Here is a 23,449-nt window from a genome sequence, read left to right as displayed (position 1 = left end):
TATGAGGAGCGCAATCAGCACCAGTTAGAGTCTGCCGAGATAGTCAGCAGTACGCTGTTTAGATCAATCCCTAATTTTGCCTGTATGAGATTTAAAAGAGCAAAACCATTAGTGATTTTTTTAAAACATCCATCGTACATAAGATGTTTGAAGTGTTCTGAAAACGCTATGTCCCCTCCTACCTGACAATCCTCCTGTCTAGCAAATGTGTGTGTTTCCTTTTTAAATAATTGTCATTTGGAACTTCCTATCTATTTTTATAAAAAAGTTATATTGAGATAGGTATCAAAGCTTTTAAATAAGTTCAAATCCCTAACTTGCTACATTGCCTGCGATAGTCTACTTCCCGACCTCAAATTCAATCTCGTATTGAACGTCCCTATTAGCAAGGAAAACTTTAATTGTAAAGATTCTAGAAGCCATCGAAAATGTCTCGATGATTTTATCAAATTATTTTTGATAAAGTTATTATAAAATTTATTGATACCAAAAAATTAATTCCTCTCAAAAAAAAGAAAACAAACCGCATAAATTTTGGTTTGTTTCCATTCTTCTATTTCTCTCGATACCTAATCAGTCGCATGCCATTGACAATAACGATGAGGATACTAGCTTCGTGGACGAACATACCTGTGCCCATGTTGACAAAACTAGGTACTAATCCTGTACCTCCAAGAATTAGACCAGCCAGTAAAAAGAGCACAACTACAATCGCAATCACAATATTTTGTGTCATGTTGGCAACCGTGCGTTTACTCAAACCATATGCATGGACAAGTTCGTCAAAACTGGATTTCATTAGCACGATATCGGACGTTTCAATCGCAGTATCAGTACCAGAACCCATTGCAATACCTATATTAGCAAGTGCCAAACTAGGAGAATCGTTGACACCATCACCGATAAAAGCAATTTTTTTACCAGAGTTTTTGAGTGATTTGACAACTTCAGCTTTTTCTTCAGGCATGAGATTGGCACGTACTTCATCGATCCCGAGTTGGGCGGCGACTGCTTTAGCTGTTGTCTCGTTGTCTCCAGTCAGCATAATCATACGAGAAATACCTTCGTGGCGTAGTTCTTCGAGGGATTCTTTGACACCAGAACGTATTTCGTCCGCAATACCATAAATTAGTTGCAATCTGTTATCAGCTGCGACCAAAACAACTGATGCACCTGAATCAGTGATTTCTGTGATGTCCTGTTTCTGCTCGGGAGAAATCGTAATATGATTAACCACCATCATTTTTTCATTACCAATCAATAGGTCGTCTGCGATGATTCCCTGTCCTTTAACAACGTCTGTTTTTTTAAATTTGATAGGATTGAATTTTCCGATCATGCGTACAACTGCCGTTGCTAATGGGTGATCAGATTCATTTTCTGCTGAAGCAACTGCATCAATCAATTCTTTTGAAGCACCATAATTTTTGACAACAACAACTTCTGTATTGCCTTTCGTCAGAGTACCCGTCTTATCAAACAGAAGCGTATCAATGTGACTGAAGGTATTCATAACATCACCTCCCTTGATAAGGACGCCTCTTTTTGCACCATTCCCGATTCCTGCAACATTTGAAACAGGTGCACCAATCACGAGGGCACCAGGGCAACCAAGTACGAGAATCGTGATGGCTAGTTCTAGATTATGACTAAAAACCCAAGTAATAGCTGCAATAACAAGTACCGTTGGCGTGTAATACTTAGCAAAGCGATCGATGAATTTCTCAGCAGGAGATTTGGTATCTTGGGCTTCTTCGACAAGCTCAATAATTTTACCAAAGGTTGTATCTTCGCCGACTTTTTCTGCTTCTACGTAAATTGTACCGTTTTCTAAGATAGAACCTGCAAAAACTTTGGTACCAGCTTCCTTTCTGATTTCACGTGATTCACCTGTGATACTGGCTTCGTTGACATAGCCAGATCCTTGGTAAATACGACCATCAACAGGAATTTGACGTCCGGTTTTTACTAAGAGTTTGTCGCCAATTTCAACTTCATCGATGCCCATTTCTTCTCCATCAGCAGATAGGGCTGTGCTGGGTGCCATATTCGTGAGTTCTTTGATACTTGATCGCGTTTTTTCAAGCGTTTTTTTCTCCAAAAATCCACCGAAAGCGAAGAGAAAAGTGACAATTGCTGATTCTTCATATTCACCGATGAACAAAGCACCGATAACTGCAATAGAAACTAGCAGGTCAATCGAAATTTGTTTCACTTTGATTGCTTGATAGGCATGAATTGCAACAGGTATAAAACCGATAATACTTGCAATAATCATTGTCGAATTCCAAATCCATATTTGATTTACACCATATTTACCAAGGTATCCGAGTACAATGAGAATGGCTGAGAGGATAACCAAGTGATTACTGTGTTGTTGAAGTCGTTTTTGAAAGTTCAGTGTTATTTTTGCCATATTTTCTACTTCCTTTAATTTTCTTTATGATACCAGTATAGCGCTACCCTTACAGATAAAAATTGATAACTATCAAGAAAATAAAACGATTGAAAAAAGTCATATAATAAGGGAAAATGACTTGCTGCAAACAAGTCCAATATAGCCGAGTAAAAGTCGGTGGTCGTATTTAGTTCAAGAACCGTTAACTAGCCAAAGTTGAGACGGTTCTTATTTTTGGTGATTTTTTAATCAACAAGATGACAAATGTAAGCAAGCTTATTTAGGAAACTACAAATTGCAGTCACTAACATACCTTTATTTCTGTAGATACCGAGAAGCCGAAGAGTATTCCCCCCTTTCAGTGTGGTTGAAGAAGTCCGGAGGATTCGATAAATGGATCGTGTAATTGCTAAAAATTGTATATCAGAAGTTATATTTGGCAACAACAAAAAAGTAGCCGTTCAAAGACGACTACTAAGTTCTAAACATCCATTACCCAAAATCAATTTGATCGAGCTTGGTTTCACGACTCGCTTGATCTATCCCGAGATAAGTGAGGGTCATAGCTTCACTGGGATGCTTCAATAAATGCATAACTAAACCAATGTTGTAATTGGATTGCATATAAACACGATAAGCGCCTGTTTTACGCATGGTATGTGTTCCTAGATAGTTAATATTTAAAAGATCACCAACGTGTGCCATAATCTTATAAAACTGTTCCTCAGTAATATGACGATCCAGACGAGAAGTTGAAGGAAACAACCATTCAGAATTAATATTTTGTTGGACCAGCCAATCATGATAAATCAACAAATCTTGTTGTACTGGTTTCAAATATAACGTATTCGCTTTTCCTGTTTTTTATCATGAATAAAAGCTGTGCTCTTGACAGAACCATCGAGGTTAAAGACATCTGATTTTTTTGGTTCTGTTGCGAAGTTTGAAAATCAAACGTGCCCTCTCTGAACTCCAAATATCTTAGGCTGTTATTCCCATTAATACCTTGATTTCAGTAGATACCGAAAAGCCGAAGAGCGTTCCATTTCTTCGGTTCTTTTTGTATATGCCTCTCAATGCTTCTATGCCCTTAATCGTAGTTGATGCAGTACGAAGACTTTGATAAAGTTTATTTCGACGTTTAACAGGTCTATGATCTTGCTCAATTAAGTTATTGAGATACTTGACTGTCCGGTGCTCTGTCTTAGTATATAAACCCACACTCTGTAACTTTCTAAAGGCGGAGCCAAGAGAAGGTGCTTTATCGGTCACAATTGCTTTCGGCTCACCAAACTGTTTATGGAGTCTTTTTAAGAAAGCATAGGCTGCTTGCGTATCCCGTTTCTTTCGTAACCAAATATCTAAGGTTAAGCCGTCCGCATCAATTGCATGATAAAGATAATGCCAATGTCCCTTAATTTTGATATAGGTTTCGTCCATTTTCATGAATAGAAGGATTGTCTATTTTTCTTCTTCCAAAGATAATAGAGGACTTTGCTGTACTCTTGTACCCAACGATAAATCGTAGTATGACAAACATTTATTCCACGATCATATAACAATTCCTGAACTTCACGATAGCTTAGATTGTAACGAAGGTAGTAACCAATAGCGACAATAATGACGTCTTTTTTGAATTGTTTCCCTTTAAAATGATTCGTTACTCTGTCCTCTCTGTCTTTTTTCTCAATTTTACACTAAAATAGATTTTTTGGAAAACTTTGCAACAGAACCAACAGCGCTTATAAAATATCAAAGTTCTCCTGATTATGATGGTCAAGTTTGTGCAGTAGATAATGTTTCTATAGGAAATGCTTTTATAAAAGGTGTCACTGTAGAGGAAGATGGACTTCTTTTACAGTCTTTAAATATAGAAGAGGATCAAAATGGAGAAAGAAAATTTCCAGATATAAAATTATATTGGGATGATAATCCAAGAATTATAGGAAAAGTAGTTGCTGCATTTACTCCAATTGAAAGAGATTTTTTTATTTAAAAATTTGGAGCTTTAGCTCCTTTTATTTTTTTTTGAAAATTCGTTAGTTATTTTATTATAGAATAAGAATTATAGTTATATATATAAAGTTATAGTTACAGTTACAATTAAGGGGCAATTTTAAGGCTTAACCATACGGTTTATAGCTATTAATATCGTAAAAATGTTGTACTGAGGAGTAAAAATGTTGTACTGAGGAGTAAAAATGTTGTACTGGGGAGTAAAAATGTTGTACATATGTCGTAAAAATTGCGTATTAGGGAGTAAAAATTGTGTACCTATGACGTAAAAATGTTGTATATGACCGTAAAAATGTTGCTTGTGACGTAAAAATGTTGCTGTAAATCGTAAAAATGTTGTATTATTACTAGACAAGAATAAAAAAATAGTGTATATTAATAAAAACAAAGGTTATGACGTAAAAATGTTGTATTTTATATAAGTTTTTCTATCTTTCTTTTATATAGTGAAAGAAAAATACACAATTTTTACGATTAAATCAGATATTATTTTATCTTGATACTGAAAGAGGGGTTAAAATGCAAAGTTACGATTTACTTGATGAACTTGATAGTGAAGATAAATTTAGAAAAGATATCAAATACAGCCGTCAATTGCCTGAGATGTTCTCTACTGAAGATATAAATGCTGCAAGTGAAAATATTACTTATGCTATACTTGGAGAGCTGAGAGACCGTTATAACGGGAGTGAACCAGTAACATTTTCTTATCAGGAATTAGCGGAATTAGGTGGATTGTGGGTAACACGTAAAAATGGTGTGAAATCGCTCTACAATGGTAAACGGCTACAAAAAATAATGTATGATTTAAACGAGGCATTGAAAAATTTCTCATACTATCAAGTAAGAGAAACAAATGATGATGGCACTCCCAAATCATGGAAAACAATAAATATTTTCAGTGTAATTGATTTTGATGGTACTAAAAAAGAAGTAAAACTCACAATTTCTAATGCTCAAATTAGTTCAGAACAAGTTGATGCAAAAGGGCATGTGATTGATAAACCGCTATATGTTTATGACTTAATCAATTCCAAAGATTGGAGAACGGTTAAACACTTACAATATAACAGAGGAATCAACAATAGTCTGCCATCTAAGTACTCCAAACGTGTTTACCGCTTTATAAGCGAGTTTAGGAGTTTTCCAAAAGGTACAAAAATGAGAATTGATGATTTTGATAAAAAAATACTTAAAATATTGAAGACTCAGGAAGACTCCTTTAACACCAAAGAGGTATTTGACCTCAGAAAAAATCGTAAAAAATATTTAGAAACTGCGGTTAAAGAAATATCAGAATTAACTACTCCTGAAGGAACTCAAATTGTTAAAAATTTAGATTATATTTATCACACTTCTGGACGAAGAATACAGTCTATTGAATTTACATATACGCCATTTAATGCTGATTTATCAGGCAGCAATCATATATCTATGAATTCTCGTACTTCTTCTCCTGGTACAGCTAGTCCATTTATAAACGAAGCAAGAATGGTATTAGAATACTTTAATTACTTATCAAAAGTAAATTTTAATTTAGATGAAAACGGAATAATTAAACATTTACCAAATTATTATGATATTCAATTTGAACTAGATGATATACAACTTCTTCAACCAATTCATAAATTGCTTGAAAGTGGTGTAGCGATAGATGAATTGTTACAAGTGGCTGAGATGAAAGCAATCGATTGGAAGCTAGACAGCAATCAAATGATTAATAATTTTAGACCGAGTGTTGTTTTTGGAAATAAATTTTCAGAATACAGAGCATTTCTAACAACGTATAAGGCTCAAAATATACATAAATTAGTTTTTGATAGTTCGTCTGATTTCTATGTACCAATGAATGGTCCTTGGGATAGTAAATAAACTAAATATTTACCTTCAATATTAAGTATGAAAAAAAGGGGCTAAATTTAGCCCCTTTTTTTGGAACGAATATATGAATGAACTTTTCCTCTAAAAAAACTTTTTACTCTCAACCGTTTGGACAGAGAAAGAGCAAAAAGCTACCACAAACCAGAGAGGTTTGATATAAGTAAGTATATCAAAATTAATTGTTCTTATCAATATTCGACAAAATTTCCCTCCAAAAAAAATGAGGGAATTAAACTTGATTCTTAATTGATAAAGGGGGCTAAATTTAGCCCCCTTTATTTTTATATAAAAAATTTAAGAAAAACCGTAAAAACCCTTGACGTAAATATAAATTTACGATACAATAGATGTATAGTAAAAATAAAACAACTTCTTGCTTCAAACCTTTGGACAGAGAAAAAGTAAGAATGTTTACCACAAAATGTGAGAGGGCTGAGAATGAAATAATGAATTATAAAAATATAGTTTTCGAAAGTATCGTATATTTGTGAAGAAAGGTTGATATGGAAAAAGTAACAGATGAAATTAAAAACGTGGTACAGAGACTACTCGATGATGACGAAAATTTTTCTGGTTGGTATATTGAGAAAGAACTCGAAAAAATTGGAATAAAAGTTTCTAGGATGACGATTTCAAACCTAAGAAATAAAAAAACGACATTGGGTAACACTAAATTTGAAACGTTAGAGGGACTTTATCATTTCGCAAAGACTCATGAAAATATAAATAAAGAATAGAGAGAAAATATGAAAACAATAAGTCTATTAAACTTAAAAGGCGGAGTTGCTAAAACAACAACAGGTGGAAATATAGCAAAAGGTTTAGCAAATAGAGGGTTCAAAACTCTGTTGATTGATACAGATATGCAAGCTAATGCAACGAGTATTTTTCTTGAAGATGAACGCTCGAAAGAGGATTATAAAGATTTTGCAGAACTGATAGTTGATGAAAAACTAGATGATGTTGACCAGTATGTTTATAACGTAAGTGAGAATTTGGACATGATTGGTTCAAGTTTAGCAGTTGCTGAAAGTGAATTGAAAGTAAGAAATTCATTCAATCGTAATTCATCAAACATTGTAAAAAAAGTTTTAAAGAAACTAGATTCTAAATATGATTATTGTATTATTGATTGTGCTCCAACAATTAATCTAATTACTCTCAATATTATTATTGCGAGTGATGAAATTATCATCCCAATAAAAATTGATAAATTTGCACTTGAAGGTTATAGAACGACTTTAAAGAACATCAATCAAATTATTGATGATTATGAGTTAGATACAGAGGTGACCGTACTTTACACAATGGTCAACAGAAATAATATTGATAAACAATTTATTCAAGAAATATCTGGGAATAGATTTGAAACAACAATACGACATCAAGCTAAGCCAGTTACAGAAAGTGCTTTAAAGAATGAGGTATTAATTGATAGTTCTAAAAGTTCTAAAGTAAAAGATGATTATTTAAATCTTATAGATGAAATAGTAAAAAGGGGTTAAAAAATGAGTAATAGTTTCGGATTTACAGACCTTATGAACAAGGACGAACACAAGCGAAAAAAAACAAATACAAAAAATATTCCTATTGAGGAGATAAAGGAAAATGAGAATAACAACTATGATTTAGTTGACATTGATAAGTTAGCTGATAGCATAGACGAGTTAGGCTTATTACAACCCGTTCTTGTTAAACAACGTGATAAATATAGCTATGAATTGATTGCAGGGCATAGACGATTTAATGCTATTAAAAAACTAATTAGTGAAAATAGACTCCCTGAAGATTACGAAGTTCTCGCTAAGAAAGTTGATGAAGACGAGGACGAGCTTGTAACAAGACTAAAGTTGCATGAAACTAACCTACAAACTCGCTCGCTCTTAAAAATGCCAGAAGAAGAAAAAATAGCCATCATTGATGACTATATGGATATTTTAGATAAAGCCAAAAAACAAGGGGTACAAATCAACGGAAAACCTGTTAAAGGAAAGACTAGGGACTTAATTGCCGAAAGATTTGGTATCAGTCATTATACCGCTCAAAAACTGATTAGAAAAGCTAAAGAACAAGGTGGAGAAGAAGAGGGGGCAAAGATTAGCCCCCAAAAGAAAACCGCTAAAAAGCCAATCACGCAGTTAAAGAAAATTGAAACTCAATTAGAAAAATTAGAGTTTGAGGGAACGGAAGAAGAACAAGAAATCAAGAAAAAATTGATTGAGTTGTTGATGAAATAAAAAGGGGGCTAAATTTAGCCCCTTTTTATTTAGGAAATATTTATAATCTGTTCAATGGATATAAGATAGATTTTATCCGTTGATTTAACTCTTACTTGATTATTGATAAATTCTGATACAAAACCATAAATTTCAGTCAATTTATCTTTTGATTGATATTTAACTTTGATTTGGACTTGATTTGAAAAAGACTGATTAAGAAGATGAAGCACTAGATGATGTGGTAATGTTTGAATTACCTTATCCTCTTTTTTTTCTTTTTCAAAAGAATTTTGAGCCTTCGTGAGTTCTCCTGTCGCAAATGCTCCCCATTTCATCATCCCTCTATCGTGGTAAGCACGGATGACTTCATAGGGGCTATATGAACGGTCAACTGACATCTTTTTCCTCCCTCTCTTGACTTGCTGCATGACCTCCAATGAGTTTGTTCCGATAAATGATACGTGACCCCTCGGACAAACTACTTGCCTTTTGTATCGATAGGAAATCGAATGTTTCTCTAATCTCGTCAATAGCTTTTTGGAGTGATTCTTGCTTTTCGTTTGAATGATTTTCTTCAACACTTTCAAATAAAGAGAGTTGTTTAACAGAACTATCAGAGAGTTGATTTCCGCTTATTCCTATTTGTCTTATCGCTCCCCCCTGGTACTTTTCACGAAATAAGGAGATTGCGAGGTCTTGCAATTCTTTTGTGTTTTGCGTTGCTTCAATATTGCGAGAAACCTTAACAGAAGAATATTCAGAAGTAGAAGCAGCACCTGCATAAAGTGAAAGATTGCTTGCTAGTTTTCCGCCCTTTCTCAATCTTATCGCTAAGTTCTCCGCCATTTCTTTAATCACAAGTTCAATTTCTCTTTGCTTATGATAGTCACGTGGCAGAATTTGAGAATTGCTGAAGCTAGTAGATTTTGGAGTATATTTTTCTCTTACGTTGCTTTCATCAATTCCGTTTGCGTGGAAAAAATGTTGAAGTCCAATTGTTCCCAAATTTTGTTTAAGGAGAAGTGGGTCAGCATTCGCAAGCTCTTTGATAGAAGTGATTCCAAGTTTGTTTAATCGTTTCTCAGTTCGCTTTCCAATTCCCCAGAAATCTGTCATCTTAGGAATTGTCCATAGTTTATTAGGGACATCTTCATAACGGATTAGGGCTCTCATATTATCATTGTGCTTGGCATAGTTATCCATTGCAAGTTTGGCAAGCAAGGGGTTGTCTCCCATCCCAACAGTCACATATAGTCCTAGTTTATCTCGAATCTCACGTTGCAAGTCTAAAGCAATTCGATTCATCTGTTCATAACGATTTTTAATCTCAGGGTAGAAGAAGTTCAATGATTCTGTGATATCCAAAAAAGATTCATCAATCGAGTAGGAGTGAATCTCATCAATTGACGTATAATTGGTCAGTATATCTGTCACTTCAATTTTATAGTCCACATAGAGCTGCATTTGTGGAGGAACAATCCACGTGCGTTTCGCCCAAGATTCAATAAAAGCGACATATTGCAATGTTGGTTCAGTTCGCTGTCCATGAATGTCTGTATGTGTTCGATACCATTGCGGATAATTGAACTTTCGTGTTTCTATAAGAAAAGGTAAATCGCTGGCACGACTGACATTTTTCATACCAAAAACTTTTTTAAAGGTTGGACTAGAGGCAAGCGTTAACCCTTTAGAATGATCTGCTCGACTCATGACACAAAGAGAAGTTGTCAGAGGATTTAAATTTCGCTGAACGCATTCAATTGAAGCATAATTAGACTTGACATCTTGAAAGAGGATGGCACGACGTGGTTCAAGCGAGTAGTCAAAGTATTGATTTAATTTTGATTGTTCCATAGTTCCTCCTAAATCAAAAATATCAGTTTTACTGATATTATATCTTTTTTTAGAGTTAAAAACAATAAAAAAAACAATAAAACTGATAAAATGTTATTGGTATGGAAAATCTTTAGTGATTCAACATCCTTCCTATGCTTTTGGTTTAATAGAGTTAAGCATATTATCATTTGAAAGAGAACGTGGAGAAATAATGGATAAATACTTAAGGCGAGCCTATCAAAGAATGAATCAAATGTCTTTTGGAGGACAGGCTTTGGCTTGGTTCATTTCAATCAAATTATCAGATTTTGTTTTAAAAAAGTTTGAAAATATTGGCGCTCCTTTTTTTAATTTAATCCTAGGGTTTATATTATCAGTGCTTTTTCTGACTGTGGGAATGTTACTTCTTGACTCTATTGAAAAAAATAAATAAGCGCTTTGTCCTTCGGCACGTTTTTTTCCAAAATATAAAAACACCTCTAGGAATAGACGTGTTTTTATATTTTGGCAAAAAATCTATGAATTAATGTTTTCATTGACTTTATTCTCCCTTAGGGCTCAGTTTTCTTTACTGACTCAATAAAATCTTTCCTATAATGATAATAAATTGATAAAATATGAATAACGAAGATAAAGTAACAGTGGGAGGAAGAGAAAAGAATGGCAGAAGCAAAATTTGAAGCTGCTTTGATCAAAAAATTAGAAGCAGAAGGATGGACCTATCGTAAAGATTTATCTTATGTCCCTATTAAGGTCTTAGAAGGACACTGGCGTGAGGTGCTTAATGAAAATAATGCTTATAAATTAAATGGCAAACCTTTGTCTGATGTTGAATTTGGCTTAGTGATGCAAGAAGTTCAAAGGATTAAAACGCCTTATGATGCTCAACTTTTATTGGTAGGGGCAGGGGGTGTCGGCTCTATTCCTATAACACGAGATGACGGCTCCAACTTAGAAGTAGAGATTTTTTACGAAGATGATGTGGCTGGTGGTCGCTCACGCTATGAGGTGGTCAGCCAAGTGATTTTTGATGAGCTTCCTCATGGACTAGCGAGCAAAAGAATTATTGATTTAGCCTTGCTTATCAACGGAATCCCAGTAGCGCATATTGAAGAAAAAGATGAACACTTACAAAACCAATGGGGCGCTTTTGAGCAATTAAAAGGGTATCACGCAGAAGGGATATATGAGGGCTTATTTGCTTTTGTTCAAGTTCAATTTATCATGAGTCAACACTCTGCCAACTATTTTGCCCGTCCTAATCGTCCTGAAAATTATAACAAAACTTTTGTCTTTGGTTGGCGAGATGAGCAACAGAAAGATATCACTGATGCGTTTGTCTTTGCCCATCAAGTGTTAGGAATCCCTGCGCTTCATCGACTAGTGACCGTGAACATGATTCCAGATGCTTCCAATAGTAATTTGATGGTAATGAGAAGTTATCAAATTCAAGCTACAAGAGCGATTTTACAGCGTATGAAAGAAATGGAACATAACGACTACATTCAAAAGGAAGGGGGCTATATCTGGCATACCACTGGATCGGGTAAAACGGTGACCTCTTTTAAAGTAGCCCAGCTACTAGCGGCTGCTCCTAAAGTAAAAAATGTTTTATTTATTGTTGACCGTGTGGACTTAGTGGATCAAACGCTAGAAAACTTTAAAGACTTTGCTTATATTCAATTTAAAAATAGAATTAAAAAAGTAAATGGTAGGGAGTTAAAACGAGAGTTGAGCCATAAAGGTGCTTCACAGATTTTATTAATTTCTGTCCAAGGTTTAACAAAAGCCGTTAAAAATGGGCTAAAAAATACCGATCGAAACGTCATTATTATGGATGAAGCACATCGAAGTGCCAATGGAGAATCGGTTCAGCTTATTAAAGGTGCCTTTCAAAAAACGACTTGGTTTGGGTTTACGGGAACTCCTAATTTTTATAGTGATGAGATTAATGATGTTCAAACCACTCGAGACATTTCAACCCATGATATTTTTGGGAAGAGACTCCATACTTATACCATCAAGGATGCGATTGGAGACGGAAACGTGTTAGGGTTTGATATCACTTACTTTAATCCCACGATTGAAATTGAAGCACTTGACGAAAAATATTCCGAAAAAGATTATGAAAAAGAAGTTTATCAAAGTCATGTTTATCGAGAACAAGTGGTCCAAGACATCTTAAACCACTGGGACAAAACGTCAAGTGGGGCTTTGAACGCTGGCAAACGAGAAAAGAATGTTTTTCAGGCGATGTTAGCTGTTTCAGGAAAGCAAGCCGTGGTTCATTACTACAATCTTTTTAAAGAAAAAGCCCCTCATTTGAGGGTAGCAATGACTTTTTCTCGAGATGAATCTAATCAACCTGGAACAAAAGAACAGAATGAAGCCTTAAAAAAAGCGATCAAAGAATACAGTAGTTGCTTCAATGTCCCTAGTCTTTTAAATGCTCAAGATCCTGCACGGGCCTACATGATTGATATCACTAAACGGCTCGCTCGTAAAAAACCATATAACCAAGGAAAAGATGAGGACCGATTAGATCTAGTGATTGTCTCGGACCAACTTCTGACAGGATTTGACTCAAAATATATTAATATGATTTATATGGATAAACAGTTGAGAGAAGGGATGTTAATCCAAGCGATGTCCCGGACCAATCGAACGTTTCACTTAAACAGCAAACCTCACGGAAAAGTTCGGTTCTATCGTCAAGGCGAACAAATGAAGTCTTTTGTAGAAAATGCCCTTCGGATTTATACACGAGGGGGGAATGATACGCTTCAGGAAGCAGATGAAGACTCAAAAAATGAAGATATCCAATCCTTAAAAGACGAGCATATCCTGGCAGAACCCCAAAGTTATCAAATCCAAAAATTAACACCCGCTGTTCAAGAACTAAAAGCCTTTGCGGGAGAAGATTTTAGTCAAATTCCTCGTGGTGAGAAAGATTTAAAACAATTTGTAAGGCTAGGGCTAGAAACACAAAATAAGATTCAACAATTGGTTCAACAAGGCTATGAATTAGGGAGCGAAATTGACCTATTAGATGCTCAAGGAGAATCCAATGGTGAAAAAGTTCGACTTGATATTTCTAGTTTTGAGGAGTTTGGGGCTTTGCAAGCAAGACTTAATGATGCTAGAGAAAAATTGCCCGAAGAGGAGCGTCCAGACCTCACAGAAATTAGAGTGGGCTTATCTTTATATGACCATGAGATTATTGACTACGATTGGCTGGTTGATCTCTTAAACCTCTTCATGGATCAGAAAACTCCTGAAAACAAAGCTTCAATTGAAAAACATATTCTCCCATTGGATGAAATGAGCCAACAAGAGATCAAGGATATTATCGTAGATATAGAATCTGGGGAAATTAAGGAACACTTTACGAAAGCAACCTTGGAAGATCAAAGAAAGCACAAACGCTCGGATCGACAAGAGTTAAAAATCCGTCGATGGGCGGCCAATCAAAAAGTCAATGGCAATCGTATTGTCCAAGCCTTTGATCTTTTCTTACCAGGTCACAGCCTAGTAGACAATTCTCAATTATCAGCGCTTGTTTCAGAAATTGAAGCAGAGGAAAACTTAAGCTTTTTTGGAGCCTCAGAATTTGAGACTGCATTAATGAGCTTCTTCAATTCACTATAAAAAATTAAAAATACTCGCAAAAAATAAGGAGCGAATAAAATGGCATTATCAAATGAACAAAAAAATAAAATGTGGGCCCTCTTAAATCAAACCCGAGGACAGATTGGTTTAACCGCCTATAAAGACTACATTTTTGGCTTACTATTTTATAAATATTTATCAGAAAAGGCCACACAATGGCTGGGAGAAGTTTTACGAGGCGACACTTGGGAAAATGTTTATGGTCAAGATCCTGTAAGAGCCTTAGACTATATGAAACAAAAGCTCGGTTATGCCATCCAGCCTAAGGAATTTTTTAAAGATTGGGAAGCTGCCATTCATGAAGAACGATTTAACATTCCAATGATTTCAGATACATTTGGCCATTTTAATCAGCAAATTGCTTTTGAAGCTAAAGATGATTTTGAAGGCATCTTTGATGGGATGCGTTTTGATAGTTCTGATTTAGGAAGTAATGCGCAAGCTCGAGCAAGTGTGATGATCTCGATGATTGAGTTACTCTCTGCCCCTGAGTTTGATCTCTCTACAGGAGGGGACACCGTTTCAGATATCTATGAATACTTGTTAGAAAAGTTTGCGACTGTATTGGCCTCGGACATGGGACAATACTATACTCCCAAAGAAATTTCAGAGGTCATGGCTCGTATTTTGACTTTTGGTAAAGCCGACGAAGACAATTTTTCTATTTATGATCCAGCGGTCGGTTCAGCTTCTCTCTTAATTACTACCGCCAGTCATATGAAACATTCCAATCAAAGGGGAGCGATTAAATACTTTGGTCAAGAAAAAGATGCCACGCCTTATCGATTGGCTCGAATGAATTTAATGATGCATAATATTGAATACAATGATATTCAGATCCATCATGCGGACACATTGGAGAGCGATTGGCCTGACGGAGTCATTGAAGGGAAAGATACGCCTCGAATGTTTGACGCAGTGATGGCCAATCCTCCTTATTCTGCCCATTGGAATAATAAGGATCGAGAAGATGACCCACGTTTTCGTGAATATGGCATTGCGCCAAAAACCAAAGCGGACTATTCTTTCTTGTTGCATTGTTTGTACCATACCAAAGAGAGTGGCCGCGTGGCCATTATCCTCCCACACGGGGTCTTATTTAGAGGCGCTGCGGAAGGACGGATTCGAAAAGCTTTGATTGATAAACATCAAATTGAAGCGGTAATTGGTTTTCCAGATAAACTCTTTTTGAACACAGGCATTCCTGTTTGTGTGTTAATTCTTAAAAAGAATCGAGCAAATTCGGATATTCTTTTTGTGGACGCCAGTCAAGGCTTTGAAAAGATGAAGAATCAAAAGCAATTGCGCCCAGAAGATATTGACAAGATCACTGAAACAGTCATTCATCGCAAGACGGTTGATAAATATAGCCACTTAGCAACGCTTGAGGAAGTCATTGAGAATGATTACAACCTAAATATTCCGCGTTATGTGGATACCTTTGAAGAGGAAGAATCGATTGATTTAGGGGCGATTCAAGGTCAAATAGATGAAGTAGACGCAGAGATTGCGAAAGCTAATCAAACCTTAGCAAACTACTTTAAGGAACTGGGAGTGTTGAAATGAAGGAAAGATTAAAGGCTCCAGAATTACGGTTTCCGGGATTTATGGATGACTGGGAAGAATATAAACTAGGTGATTTACTCAAATATGAGCAACCAACAAAGTATATTGTTAAGTCAACAGCTTATGATGATGACTTTGAAACGCCAGTTTTAACGGCTGGACAAAGTTTCGTTCTTGGGTATACTAATGAAACAGACGGTATTAAATACGCAAGTAGTGAAGCACCAGTTATCATTTTTGACGACTTTACGACAGGATCACATTATGTTGATTTTCCTTTTAAGGTCAAGAGTTCTGCTATGAAATTATTGAGATTAAAGACAGATAACGAGGATTTCTCTTTCATTTATAACACTTTGAAAAATATCAATTATGTTCCTCAAAGCCATGAACGTCATTGGATTTCAAAATTTTCAGAGTTCAAAGTTTCAGTCCCAACAATTGACGAGCAAGTCAAAATTGGAACGTTTTTTAAGAATTTAGATGCTCTAATCACTCTTCAACAACATAAGTTAGATTTGTTGAAAGAACAGAAAAAAGGATACTTACAAAAAATGTTCCCTAAAAATGGGGCTAAAGTTCCTGAATTGCGATTTGCGGGGTTTGCTGACGATTGGGAAGAGCGTAAGTTATCTGATATTTCAGATGTTACTAAACTAGCTGGATTTGAATTCACAAAATATGTTAGATACCAAGAATCAGGAAAAATTATTGCATTAAGGGGATTGAACGTTAAAAATGGAAAACTAGTATTAGATGATGTTAAGTATATTGATGACAGTGATTTCTCTAAACTAAATAGAAGTAAGCTATACAAAAACGACATACTACTCACATATGTTGGTACTGTTGGTGAATTAGCAATTGTACCTGAAGATGATAAATATTATTTAGCCCCGAACGTCGCTAGAATTAGATTGCAAGATCATGTTAGTTCAATTTTTGTTTGTCAAATGATGAATGACTCAAATTTTTATAATCGCATTATTTTACCGTTGATTGCTACATCTTCACAACCAGCTCTAAGTATGGAAAACGTTCGAAAATTTCAACTATTAATGCCTGATTATCAAGAACAACAAAAAATAGGTTCATTCTTCAAACAGTTAGATGACATTATCGCTCTTCATCAACGGAAGTTAGATTTGTTGAAAGAACAGAAAAAAGGCTACTTACAAAAAATGTTTGTATAGGAGAAGTCCTTGTATCAATTTGTTTAGAAAATAATAAGATTGAAAATTAATGATGGGGAAAAATTAGTAATGAAATTATCAAAAGTACATTGTAAAGAATGTGGAGGAATATTAAATTTAGATATAGTATCACACATTAAAAATCAAAAATTGGTTTGCCCTTATTGTCAATCGATTTATATCTATGAAGCTAATTATTCAGATATTGGTGCCGAATTAGAGGCTGATATTGAGCGTATCAGATTAGAAGAGGAAAAAGAAAACATTAAAGAATTCTGGAAGTTCAAAAAACTAAAGGAAGATCATAAAGTAGGATTTATCAGTTTACTTATTTTATTCAGTATTCCTTTAATTGGTTTTCTAGTTATGACTACGAATTATTTGATCGTTCATAGACCTGGTCAAATAGAATTACCTATAGGTGAAAAAAAACTACATGGTGAAAATTATAAAAACGTAGAATCAAAATTTGAAGATATGGGTTTTGAAAATATAAAATATGAAAAAGTGAGAGATTTAAAATTTGGATTGTTTGCTCATTCAGGGGATGTTTCTGAGGTAACAATTAACGGAGACAATGATTTTAAGAAAGGTGATAATTACAATAAAAAATCAAAAATAAAAATATATTATCATGTTTTTCCGAAATAGATTCAATAATATATAGGGTCTATAATTATATAATGACCCCTAGGAAAGACTATTAAAACAGCCCCCATTATCTAATAGTTAGATAACGGGGGTTGTTTTTTTTATAAAATGATATAATACTCCCTAGATAGGAGAAAACGTATGTCTAGACAAAAACGATCGATCAAGGAAAATAATGATAAATTAAAAGTTCAATTAGAACTCCTCCGTAGTTATACGGAACACTTTGACTCAGGTATGATTCATATGGCTTTGCCAATGGCTACACAGGTTCGTGTATTAATACATCAAACAGATAAGTCCAATTTATTGACTTCTGAGCACTTTTTCATCCGGCTGTTGTCGGCGCCGATCATTGTGCGATCGGGGGTGGGCATATGAATTCATTGATTAGTTTAGAAAAAGTTAATTATCAAATCGCTGATCAACATATTTTACATGATGTTGATTGGCAGATTCCAGCTGGGGCTCATATTACATTGACGGGACCATCCGGTGGTGGGAAAAGTACGTTATTACGGATCATTGCGGCCATGATTTCTAAAACAAGTGGGACCTTGATTTTTGATGGGCAGCCGATTGAAAGTTATGACCCAATCATGTATCGGCGGCAAGTCTCATATTGTTTCCAACAACCGACGTTATTTGGTGAGACGGTGGCAGATAACTTAGCTTTCCCGTACCAAATTCGTAAGCAAGTCATGGATACGCAACGAGTGGTAACGGCGTTAAATAATGTTGGGCTGTCCGAACGAACCCTGCATCAGCCGATTATCGAGCTTTCCGGTGGTGAACGGCAGCGAGTCGCGCTGATTCGCAACATCTTATTCTTACCAAAAGTGTTGTTATTAGATGAGGTGACAGCTGGTTTGGATGAAAATAATAAGCAAATCGTGCACTCCTGGTTACGACAGTTAAATGAGCAGGATCACGTGACAACGATCATGATTACTCATGACGCGACAGAGATTGCTGCGGCAGATCAATTAGCGAAAGTGGTTGCTGGCAGATTGGAGGTACACGCATGAATTTAGCAGTTAATAATACGTCGCTATTTTTGGCGGCAATGTTAGTGCTCGTCGCGTTAGGAATTAGTTTGTGGCAGAAACTTGGCTTGGATAGGGACATCGTCATTGGTGTCGTGCGGGCTGTTGTACAACTATTTATCGTGGGTTACTTGCTAAAGTATATTTTCCGAGTCAACAATTTGTGGCTAACGCTGGCGATGATGGGCTTCATTATCTTCAATGCGGCTTGGAATGCGAAAAAACGGGGGCCGGGGATTGACCATGCATTAGCCATTTCGTTATTAGCCATTTTTGTTAGTACGGGGGTAACACTCGGCGTCCTCGTGCTATCTGGTGCGATTAAGTTTGTGCCATCGCAAATGATTCCCATTTCTGGTATGATTGCGTCGAATTCAATGGTCGCAATTGGGCTGGCTTATCGCAGCCTCAATAGTCAGTTTCATGACCAGCGGCAAGGTGTGCTTGAACGGTTGGCGTTAGGGGCTGGTCTACTTGATGCTTCGATTGCCATCGTGCGTGAGGCGATTCGTACGGGGATGTCACCAACCATTGATTCGGCAAAGACTGTGGGTCTAGTCAGTCTGCCAGGGATGATGTCCGGTTTGATCTTTGCAGGGGTCGATCCAGTACGGGCCATTAGGTATCAAATTATGGTCACGTTCATGCTCTTATCAGCGACTAGTTTGGGGTCAATCATTGCGTGCTATTTAGCTTACCGTAATTTCTATAATGAACAAAAACAGTTGAAGTAATGACTCCTGATTGCAGTCCCGCGGGGAGTCCTTTATGATGGAAGCTGAAATAAAACTTAATGCGGGGGTATTGATGTGAATGACGCAGCGGTTTGGGTTCCAGTTCCAGCAATGTTTTACTGGGGCTGGTTAGTACCACTCATATTTGGAACCATTTTTGGTTGGCGTTATCATCGCGATAAGGTTCGCCTAGGTAACGGTATTTGGTTTTCGCTATTTTTCTATTCGTTTTTAACCATGCTGGCGATTGGACCACTATCAAATAATAAGACATAAAATGAGCTATATTTTTTCAATATTTGAGTGTTCAGAAAATGGTCATTTTCTGGACACTCTTCTTTTCCTATTAAATTTCGCAAGATCATTTACAATTATTGTTCATTAACCCGTAATTTATTCTATGTTCACTTATACGCATATTTCTAAGTTATGATACAATAATATCAATGGAGGGAAAAAAAAATGAATATCGGATACGCACGAGTTTCAACTGGACTTCAAAATTTGGATTTACAAAAAGATAGTCTCAAAAAATATAACTGTGAGAAAATATTTACTGACCATATGTCAGGAAGTAAAAAAGAAAGACCTGGTTTAAAATCCGCCATCGAATTTTCTCGTTCTGGAGATACAATTGTTGTTTGGCGGTTAGATCGATTAGGAAGAAATATGGAGGACTTAATTAGCATAGTTAATTCACTTAATGATAAAGGAGTAAGTTTCCATAGCTTGCAAGAAAATATTACAATGGATAAATCAAGTTCGACTGGACAATTGATGTTTCATTTGTTTGCGGCTTTTGCGGAATTTGAGCGAAATCTTATTTTGGAGCGTTCTGCCGCTGGTAGAGAAGCTGCACGTGCAAGAGGACGACTTGGAGGAAGACCTGAGAAATTTTCGGAGCAAGACGTAAAGCTTCTTAAAACCTTGGTAGAAAGTGGTACGCCGATTAAGTCGATTGCGGATTCTTGGGGAGTTTCAAGAACTACAATTTATAGATATATTAATAAGTTTTAGAATAAAATAAAAGACCAGCTCACAACGATTAAGTTATTGGCTGGTTTTTAAATATTCTACTTTTATATATTTATTTTTTGGAAAAAAATAAAGTTAATAGCTTATAAATTGAATAGTTATCTCAATTCTTTCTTCTTAATTTTTTTAACTTTGCAACAGAACCGGGTAGGTAATAGGGGTTGTTTTTATGTTTTTTTGGTATAATAGAACCAAAGATGGATTGAATGAATCCATACTGTTCGCATATTTTTAGTGGATGAACAAACAAAATACGAGAGATTTTTTGTTCGTTCATCCATGGTTTTAGAAAAAAGAGGGACGATTTCGGAAGAAGAAAATCGTCTCTTTTTTTCTTCTTTTTGTATGACAAAAAGAAAGATCTTTTGCCCATTTTATTTTTATAAAATGGGTAGGTGGCGTTTGCGTAAAGCAAATCGACACAATCCAAAGGGGATAAAAGGGGAAAGTGAAACTTCCCCCTTTTCAAGCCACATTGTAATACAAGAACGAAGTGCTTTGTATTACAATGTGATAGCTTGCAGTATTTATGGTTTTATATGGTCTATTTTGTTGTGAGGATTGCAACCGCATAGGGCGCAATCCTTATTACAAAATCAATGACAAAGGGCGATTGAGGAATGAGCGCTGAGGCATTTTATTTTTAAAAAAACTATTTATAAGTTCGAAATATGTATCACAACTTTAATACGTGCTATCCAACTTTAAGAGAAGAACATGGATTCTTAGAACTATTCTCTTTTTGATTATTGCTGAAAGCAATTTCTGATACCTATTTTTTGAGCAAATTAACACCACTTTTTAGAGTGGTGTGTAAGTGCGCATTGTTCGAAAAATCGAACTATGATTTATTTTTGCTGTTGTATTTATTTTTCATCTTTTGGGTTTTGGTTTTGTTTTTTGTTGCTATCGTAGTTTATTTGCTTTTTAAGGGCTCTATTTTTCGTTCTACGGCATTTTTATAATTTGCCAATATAATTTATCGATTTTTTATTAAAACGTCTCAAAATCGTTTCTGAGAGGTTTTAGCGTTTATTTCGTTTAGTTATCGGCATAATCGTTAAAACAGGCGTTATCGTAGCGTAAAAGCCCTTGAGCGTAGCGTGGCTTTGCAGCGAAGATGTTGTCTGTTAGATTATGAAAGCCGATGACTGAATGAAATAATAAGCGCAGCGCCCTTCTATTTCGGTTGGAGGAGGCTCAAGGGAGTTTGAGGGAATGAAATTCCCTCATGGGTTTGATTTTAAAAATTGCTTGCAATTTTGCCGAGCGGTAGCGCTGGAAAATTTTTGAAAAAAATTTGGAATTTGGAAAAAAATGGGGGGAAAGGAAGCGAATTTTGCTTCCGTACTACGACCCCCCCATTAAGTGCCGAGTGCCAATTTTTGTGCCAAAATCGCTCTATCCCAACTGGCTCAAGGGTTTAAGGGGTTTTTCAATCGCCAACGAATCGCCAACGTTTTCGCCAACGTTTTTTATAAATCTATATTTAAGTAGCTTTATTGTTGTTTTTATGATTACAAAGTGATACACTAATTTTATAAAATTATTTGATTGGAGTTTTTTAAATGGTGATTTCAGAATCGAAAAAAAGAGTTATGATTTCTCTGACAAAAGAGCAAGATAAAAAATTAACAGATATGGCGAAACAAAAAGGTTTTTCAAAATCTGCGGTTGCGGCGTTAGCTATAGAAGAATATGCAAGAAAGGAATCAGAACAAAAAAAATAAGCGAAAGCTCGCGTTTTTAGAAGGATACGAGTTTTCGCTACTTGTTTTTGATAAGGTAATTATATCATGGCTATTAAAAATACTAAAGCTAGAAATTTTGGATTTTTATTATATCCTGACTCAATTCCTAATGATTGGAAAGAAAAATTAGAGAGTTTGGGCGTATCTATGGCTGTCAGTCCTTTACACGATATGGACGAAAAAAAAGATAAAGATACATGGAATAGTAGTGATGTTATACGAAATGGAAAGCACTATAAAAAACCACACTATCACGTTATATATATTGCACGAAATCCTGTAACAATAGAAAGCGTTAGGAACAAGATTAAGCGAAAATTGGGGAATAGTTCAGTTGCTCATGTTGAGATACTTGATTATATAAAAGGTTCATATGAATATTTGACTCATGAATCAAAGGACGCTATTGCTAAGAATAAACATATATACGACAAAAAAGATATTTTGAACATTAATGATTTTGATATTGACCGCTATATAACACTTGATGAAAGCCAAAAAAGAGAATTGAAGAATTTACTTTTAGATATAGTGGATGACTATAATTTGGTAAATACAAAAGATTTAATGGCTTTTATTCGCCTTAGGGGAGCGGAGTTTGGAATTTTAAATACGAATGATGTAAAAGATATTGTTTCAACAAACTCTAGCGCCTTTAGATTATGGTTTGAGGGCAATTATCAGTGTGGATATAGAGCAAGTTATGCAAAGGTTCTTGATGCTGAAACGGGGGAAATAAAACAAGCTTCTCAAAATATTGTTAAAGCATTCAAATAACGTTGCTTGATAAAATAAATTCCAAAAAAACGAGAAGAAGATTCCAGAAATACTGAAGAATTAAAAAGAAAAATTATCTAAGTCAAAAAGGAGTGATTTACATGGAATGGTACGAGAATCGAATTTTATCTGCAATAAATGGGACTAATCCAATGTTGATAAAAGAATTAAAAGGTGGCTATGCTGTTTTTGGAGATGTTCAATTTTTACCTGGCTACTGTGTGCTATTACCCAAAAAGGAAGTTAACAATCTGAATGTCTTAACATTAGAGGAACGTGAACAGTTTCTTTCCGACATGAGTATTCTAGGTGATGCTATTATTCATAGTTGTACACCTATTAGAGTTAATTATGACATTTTAGGAAATACTGATAATTTTCTGCATGCCCATGTTTTTCCACGTTATGATTGGGAAAGTGAAGAACGGAAAAAAATGCCTGTATGGCTATACGATAGTTCCAACTGGCACAATAAAGAAACCTCTTATAACCCTATAAAGCATGATGAAATACGTAATAGCATTCTGGAATATTTGAACAAGAATTATGAATAAGAGGGTTCTGTTGCAAAGTTTTAGTGGATGAACAAACAAAATACGAGAGATTTTTTGTTCGTTCATCCATGGTTTTAGAAAAAAGAGGGACGATTTCGGAAGAAGAAAATCGTCTCTTTTTTT

The 23,449-nt window shown here is 35.4% G+C and carries 23 protein-coding genes and 1 pseudogene; 19 read left to right on the top strand and 5 right to left on the bottom strand.

Going from position 1 to position 23,449, the window contains the following annotated elements; translation table 11 throughout:
* Window positions 1-553: 553 nt before the first annotated feature.
* The 3 genes and pseudogenes from HFD15_RS12160 to HFD15_RS12150 all read right to left on the bottom strand — a co-directional run bounded on the left by HFD15_RS12160 (window position 554) and on the right by HFD15_RS12150 (window position 4,089).
* Window positions 554-2,416, bottom strand: a complete 1,863-nt coding sequence (locus HFD15_RS12160; protein ID WP_167593711.1) for a heavy metal translocating P-type ATPase — start codon at window positions 2,414-2,416, stop codon at window positions 554-556.
* A 474-nt stretch (window positions 2,417-2,890) separates the two neighbouring features.
* Window positions 2,891-3,324 (bottom strand): annotated as a pseudogene (locus HFD15_RS12155) (tyrosine-type recombinase/integrase); the annotation flags it as partial.
* 55 nt (window positions 3,325-3,379) lie between these two features.
* Window positions 3,380-4,089 (bottom strand): IS6 family transposase gene (locus HFD15_RS12150; protein ID WP_167595247.1). Its coding sequence is split into 2 segments (ribosomal slippage): window positions 3,380-3,843 and window positions 3,843-4,089, totalling 711 coding nucleotides; the frame shifts between segments, so codons are not numbered across the junction.
* A gap of 20 nt (window positions 4,090-4,109) precedes the next feature.
* Between HFD15_RS12150 and HFD15_RS12145 the strand changes: the two genes are divergently transcribed.
* The 5 genes from HFD15_RS12145 (at window position 4,110) to HFD15_RS12125 (ending at window position 8,532) form a co-directional block, all read left to right on the top strand.
* The gene (locus tag HFD15_RS12145) at window positions 4,110-4,394 is read left to right on the top strand and encodes a hypothetical protein (protein ID WP_104143575.1); all 285 of its coding nucleotides are present in this window, start codon (window positions 4,110-4,112) and stop codon (window positions 4,392-4,394) included.
* A gap of 539 nt (window positions 4,395-4,933) precedes the next feature.
* Complete coding sequence (locus HFD15_RS12140; protein ID WP_011915264.1) at window positions 4,934-6,286, top strand: replication initiation protein; 1,353 nt, start codon at window positions 4,934-4,936, stop codon at window positions 6,284-6,286.
* 512 nt (window positions 6,287-6,798) lie between these two features.
* Window positions 6,799-7,032 carry a hypothetical protein gene (locus HFD15_RS12135; protein ID WP_014573541.1) on the top strand — a complete coding sequence of 78 codons (234 nt, stop codon included), beginning with the start codon at window positions 6,799-6,801 and terminating at the stop codon, window positions 7,030-7,032.
* Between the two features lie 9 nt (window positions 7,033-7,041).
* Window positions 7,042-7,800 carry a ParA family protein gene (locus tag HFD15_RS12130; RefSeq protein ID WP_011915263.1) on the top strand — a complete coding sequence of 253 codons (759 nt, stop codon included), beginning with the start codon at window positions 7,042-7,044 and terminating at the stop codon, window positions 7,798-7,800.
* A gap of 3 nt (window positions 7,801-7,803) precedes the next feature.
* Entirely contained in the window at window positions 7,804-8,532 is a 729-nt protein-coding gene (locus HFD15_RS12125; protein WP_011915262.1) for a ParB/RepB/Spo0J family partition protein, read from the top strand.
* Between the two features lie 29 nt (window positions 8,533-8,561).
* Here the strand turns inward: HFD15_RS12125 and HFD15_RS12120 are convergent, their stop codons facing one another.
* Together HFD15_RS12120 and HFD15_RS12115 are read right to left on the bottom strand one after the other, a co-directional pair.
* Window positions 8,562-8,912, bottom strand: a complete 351-nt coding sequence (locus tag HFD15_RS12120) for a hypothetical protein (RefSeq protein WP_167593775.1) — start codon at window positions 8,910-8,912, stop codon at window positions 8,562-8,564.
* Window positions 8,902-10,368, bottom strand: a complete 1,467-nt coding sequence (locus HFD15_RS12115; RefSeq protein ID WP_167593774.1) for a Y-family DNA polymerase — start codon at window positions 10,366-10,368, stop codon at window positions 8,902-8,904. Before HFD15_RS12115 ends, HFD15_RS12120 begins: the two co-directional genes overlap by 11 nt.
* A gap of 115 nt (window positions 10,369-10,483) precedes the next feature.
* On the opposite strand from HFD15_RS12115, the gene HFD15_RS12110 reads away from it, so the two are divergent.
* The 14 genes from HFD15_RS12110 to HFD15_RS12050 all read left to right on the top strand — a co-directional run bounded on the left by HFD15_RS12110 (window position 10,484) and on the right by HFD15_RS12050 (window position 23,326).
* Complete coding sequence (locus HFD15_RS12110; protein ID WP_167593769.1) at window positions 10,484-10,783, top strand: hypothetical protein; 300 nt, start codon at window positions 10,484-10,486, stop codon at window positions 10,781-10,783.
* Window positions 10,784-11,010: 227 nt separating this feature from the next.
* A complete protein-coding gene (locus HFD15_RS12105; RefSeq protein WP_167593773.1) occupies window positions 11,011-13,998 on the top strand; it encodes a type I restriction endonuclease subunit R in 2,988 nt (995 codons plus the stop codon).
* A 39-nt stretch (window positions 13,999-14,037) separates the two neighbouring features.
* Window positions 14,038-15,585: a type I restriction-modification system subunit M gene (locus tag HFD15_RS12100; protein WP_167593772.1), complete on the top strand. Its 1,548-nt coding sequence runs from the start codon at window positions 14,038-14,040 to the stop codon at window positions 15,583-15,585.
* Entirely contained in the window at window positions 15,582-16,778 is a 1,197-nt protein-coding gene (locus HFD15_RS12095) for a restriction endonuclease subunit S (RefSeq protein WP_167593771.1), read from the top strand. Before HFD15_RS12100 ends, HFD15_RS12095 begins: the two co-directional genes overlap by 4 nt.
* A gap of 39 nt (window positions 16,779-16,817) precedes the next feature.
* Window positions 16,818-17,429, top strand: a complete 612-nt coding sequence (locus HFD15_RS12090) for a hypothetical protein (RefSeq protein WP_238785366.1) — start codon at window positions 16,818-16,820, stop codon at window positions 17,427-17,429.
* Window positions 17,430-17,570: 141 nt separating this feature from the next.
* The gene (locus tag HFD15_RS12085; protein ID WP_010276787.1) at window positions 17,571-17,810 is read left to right on the top strand and encodes a hypothetical protein; all 240 of its coding nucleotides are present in this window, start codon (window positions 17,571-17,573) and stop codon (window positions 17,808-17,810) included.
* Window positions 17,807-18,457, top strand: coding sequence for an ATP-binding cassette domain-containing protein (locus tag HFD15_RS12080; RefSeq protein WP_167595246.1), 651 nt, complete (start codon window positions 17,807-17,809; stop codon window positions 18,455-18,457). The genes HFD15_RS12085 and HFD15_RS12080 overlap by 4 nt, the downstream gene beginning before the upstream one ends.
* Window positions 18,454-19,209, top strand: coding sequence for an iron export ABC transporter permease subunit FetB (gene fetB, locus HFD15_RS12075; RefSeq protein WP_031367153.1), 756 nt, complete (start codon window positions 18,454-18,456; stop codon window positions 19,207-19,209). The genes HFD15_RS12080 and fetB overlap by 4 nt, the downstream gene beginning before the upstream one ends.
* 75 nt (window positions 19,210-19,284) lie before the next feature.
* A complete protein-coding gene (locus HFD15_RS12070) occupies window positions 19,285-19,485 on the top strand; it encodes a hypothetical protein (protein ID WP_152994150.1) in 201 nt (66 codons plus the stop codon).
* Between the two features lie 186 nt (window positions 19,486-19,671).
* Window positions 19,672-20,226: a recombinase family protein gene (locus HFD15_RS12065; RefSeq protein ID WP_003105478.1), complete on the top strand. Its 555-nt coding sequence runs from the start codon at window positions 19,672-19,674 to the stop codon at window positions 20,224-20,226.
* 252 nt (window positions 20,227-20,478) lie between these two features.
* Entirely contained in the window at window positions 20,479-20,802 is a 324-nt protein-coding gene (locus HFD15_RS14415) for a hypothetical protein (protein ID WP_014570315.1), read from the top strand.
* Between the two features lie 1,010 nt (window positions 20,803-21,812).
* Window positions 21,813-21,974 carry a hypothetical protein gene (locus tag HFD15_RS12060; protein ID WP_010892285.1) on the top strand — a complete coding sequence of 54 codons (162 nt, stop codon included), beginning with the start codon at window positions 21,813-21,815 and terminating at the stop codon, window positions 21,972-21,974.
* Window positions 21,975-22,040: 66 nt separating this feature from the next.
* Entirely contained in the window at window positions 22,041-22,772 is a 732-nt protein-coding gene (locus tag HFD15_RS12055) for a replication protein (RefSeq protein WP_100273527.1), read from the top strand.
* 101 nt (window positions 22,773-22,873) lie between these two features.
* Window positions 22,874-23,326 carry an HIT family protein gene (locus tag HFD15_RS12050; RefSeq protein WP_100273528.1) on the top strand — a complete coding sequence of 151 codons (453 nt, stop codon included), beginning with the start codon at window positions 22,874-22,876 and terminating at the stop codon, window positions 23,324-23,326.
* Window positions 23,327-23,449: the final 123 nt, after the last annotated feature.

The organism is Lactococcus sp. EKM203L (assembly GCF_011800585.1).
Lineage (GTDB): Bacteria > Bacillota > Bacilli > Lactobacillales > Streptococcaceae > Lactococcus > Lactococcus lactis.
This window is presented reverse-complemented; position numbering and strand designations above follow the sequence as displayed.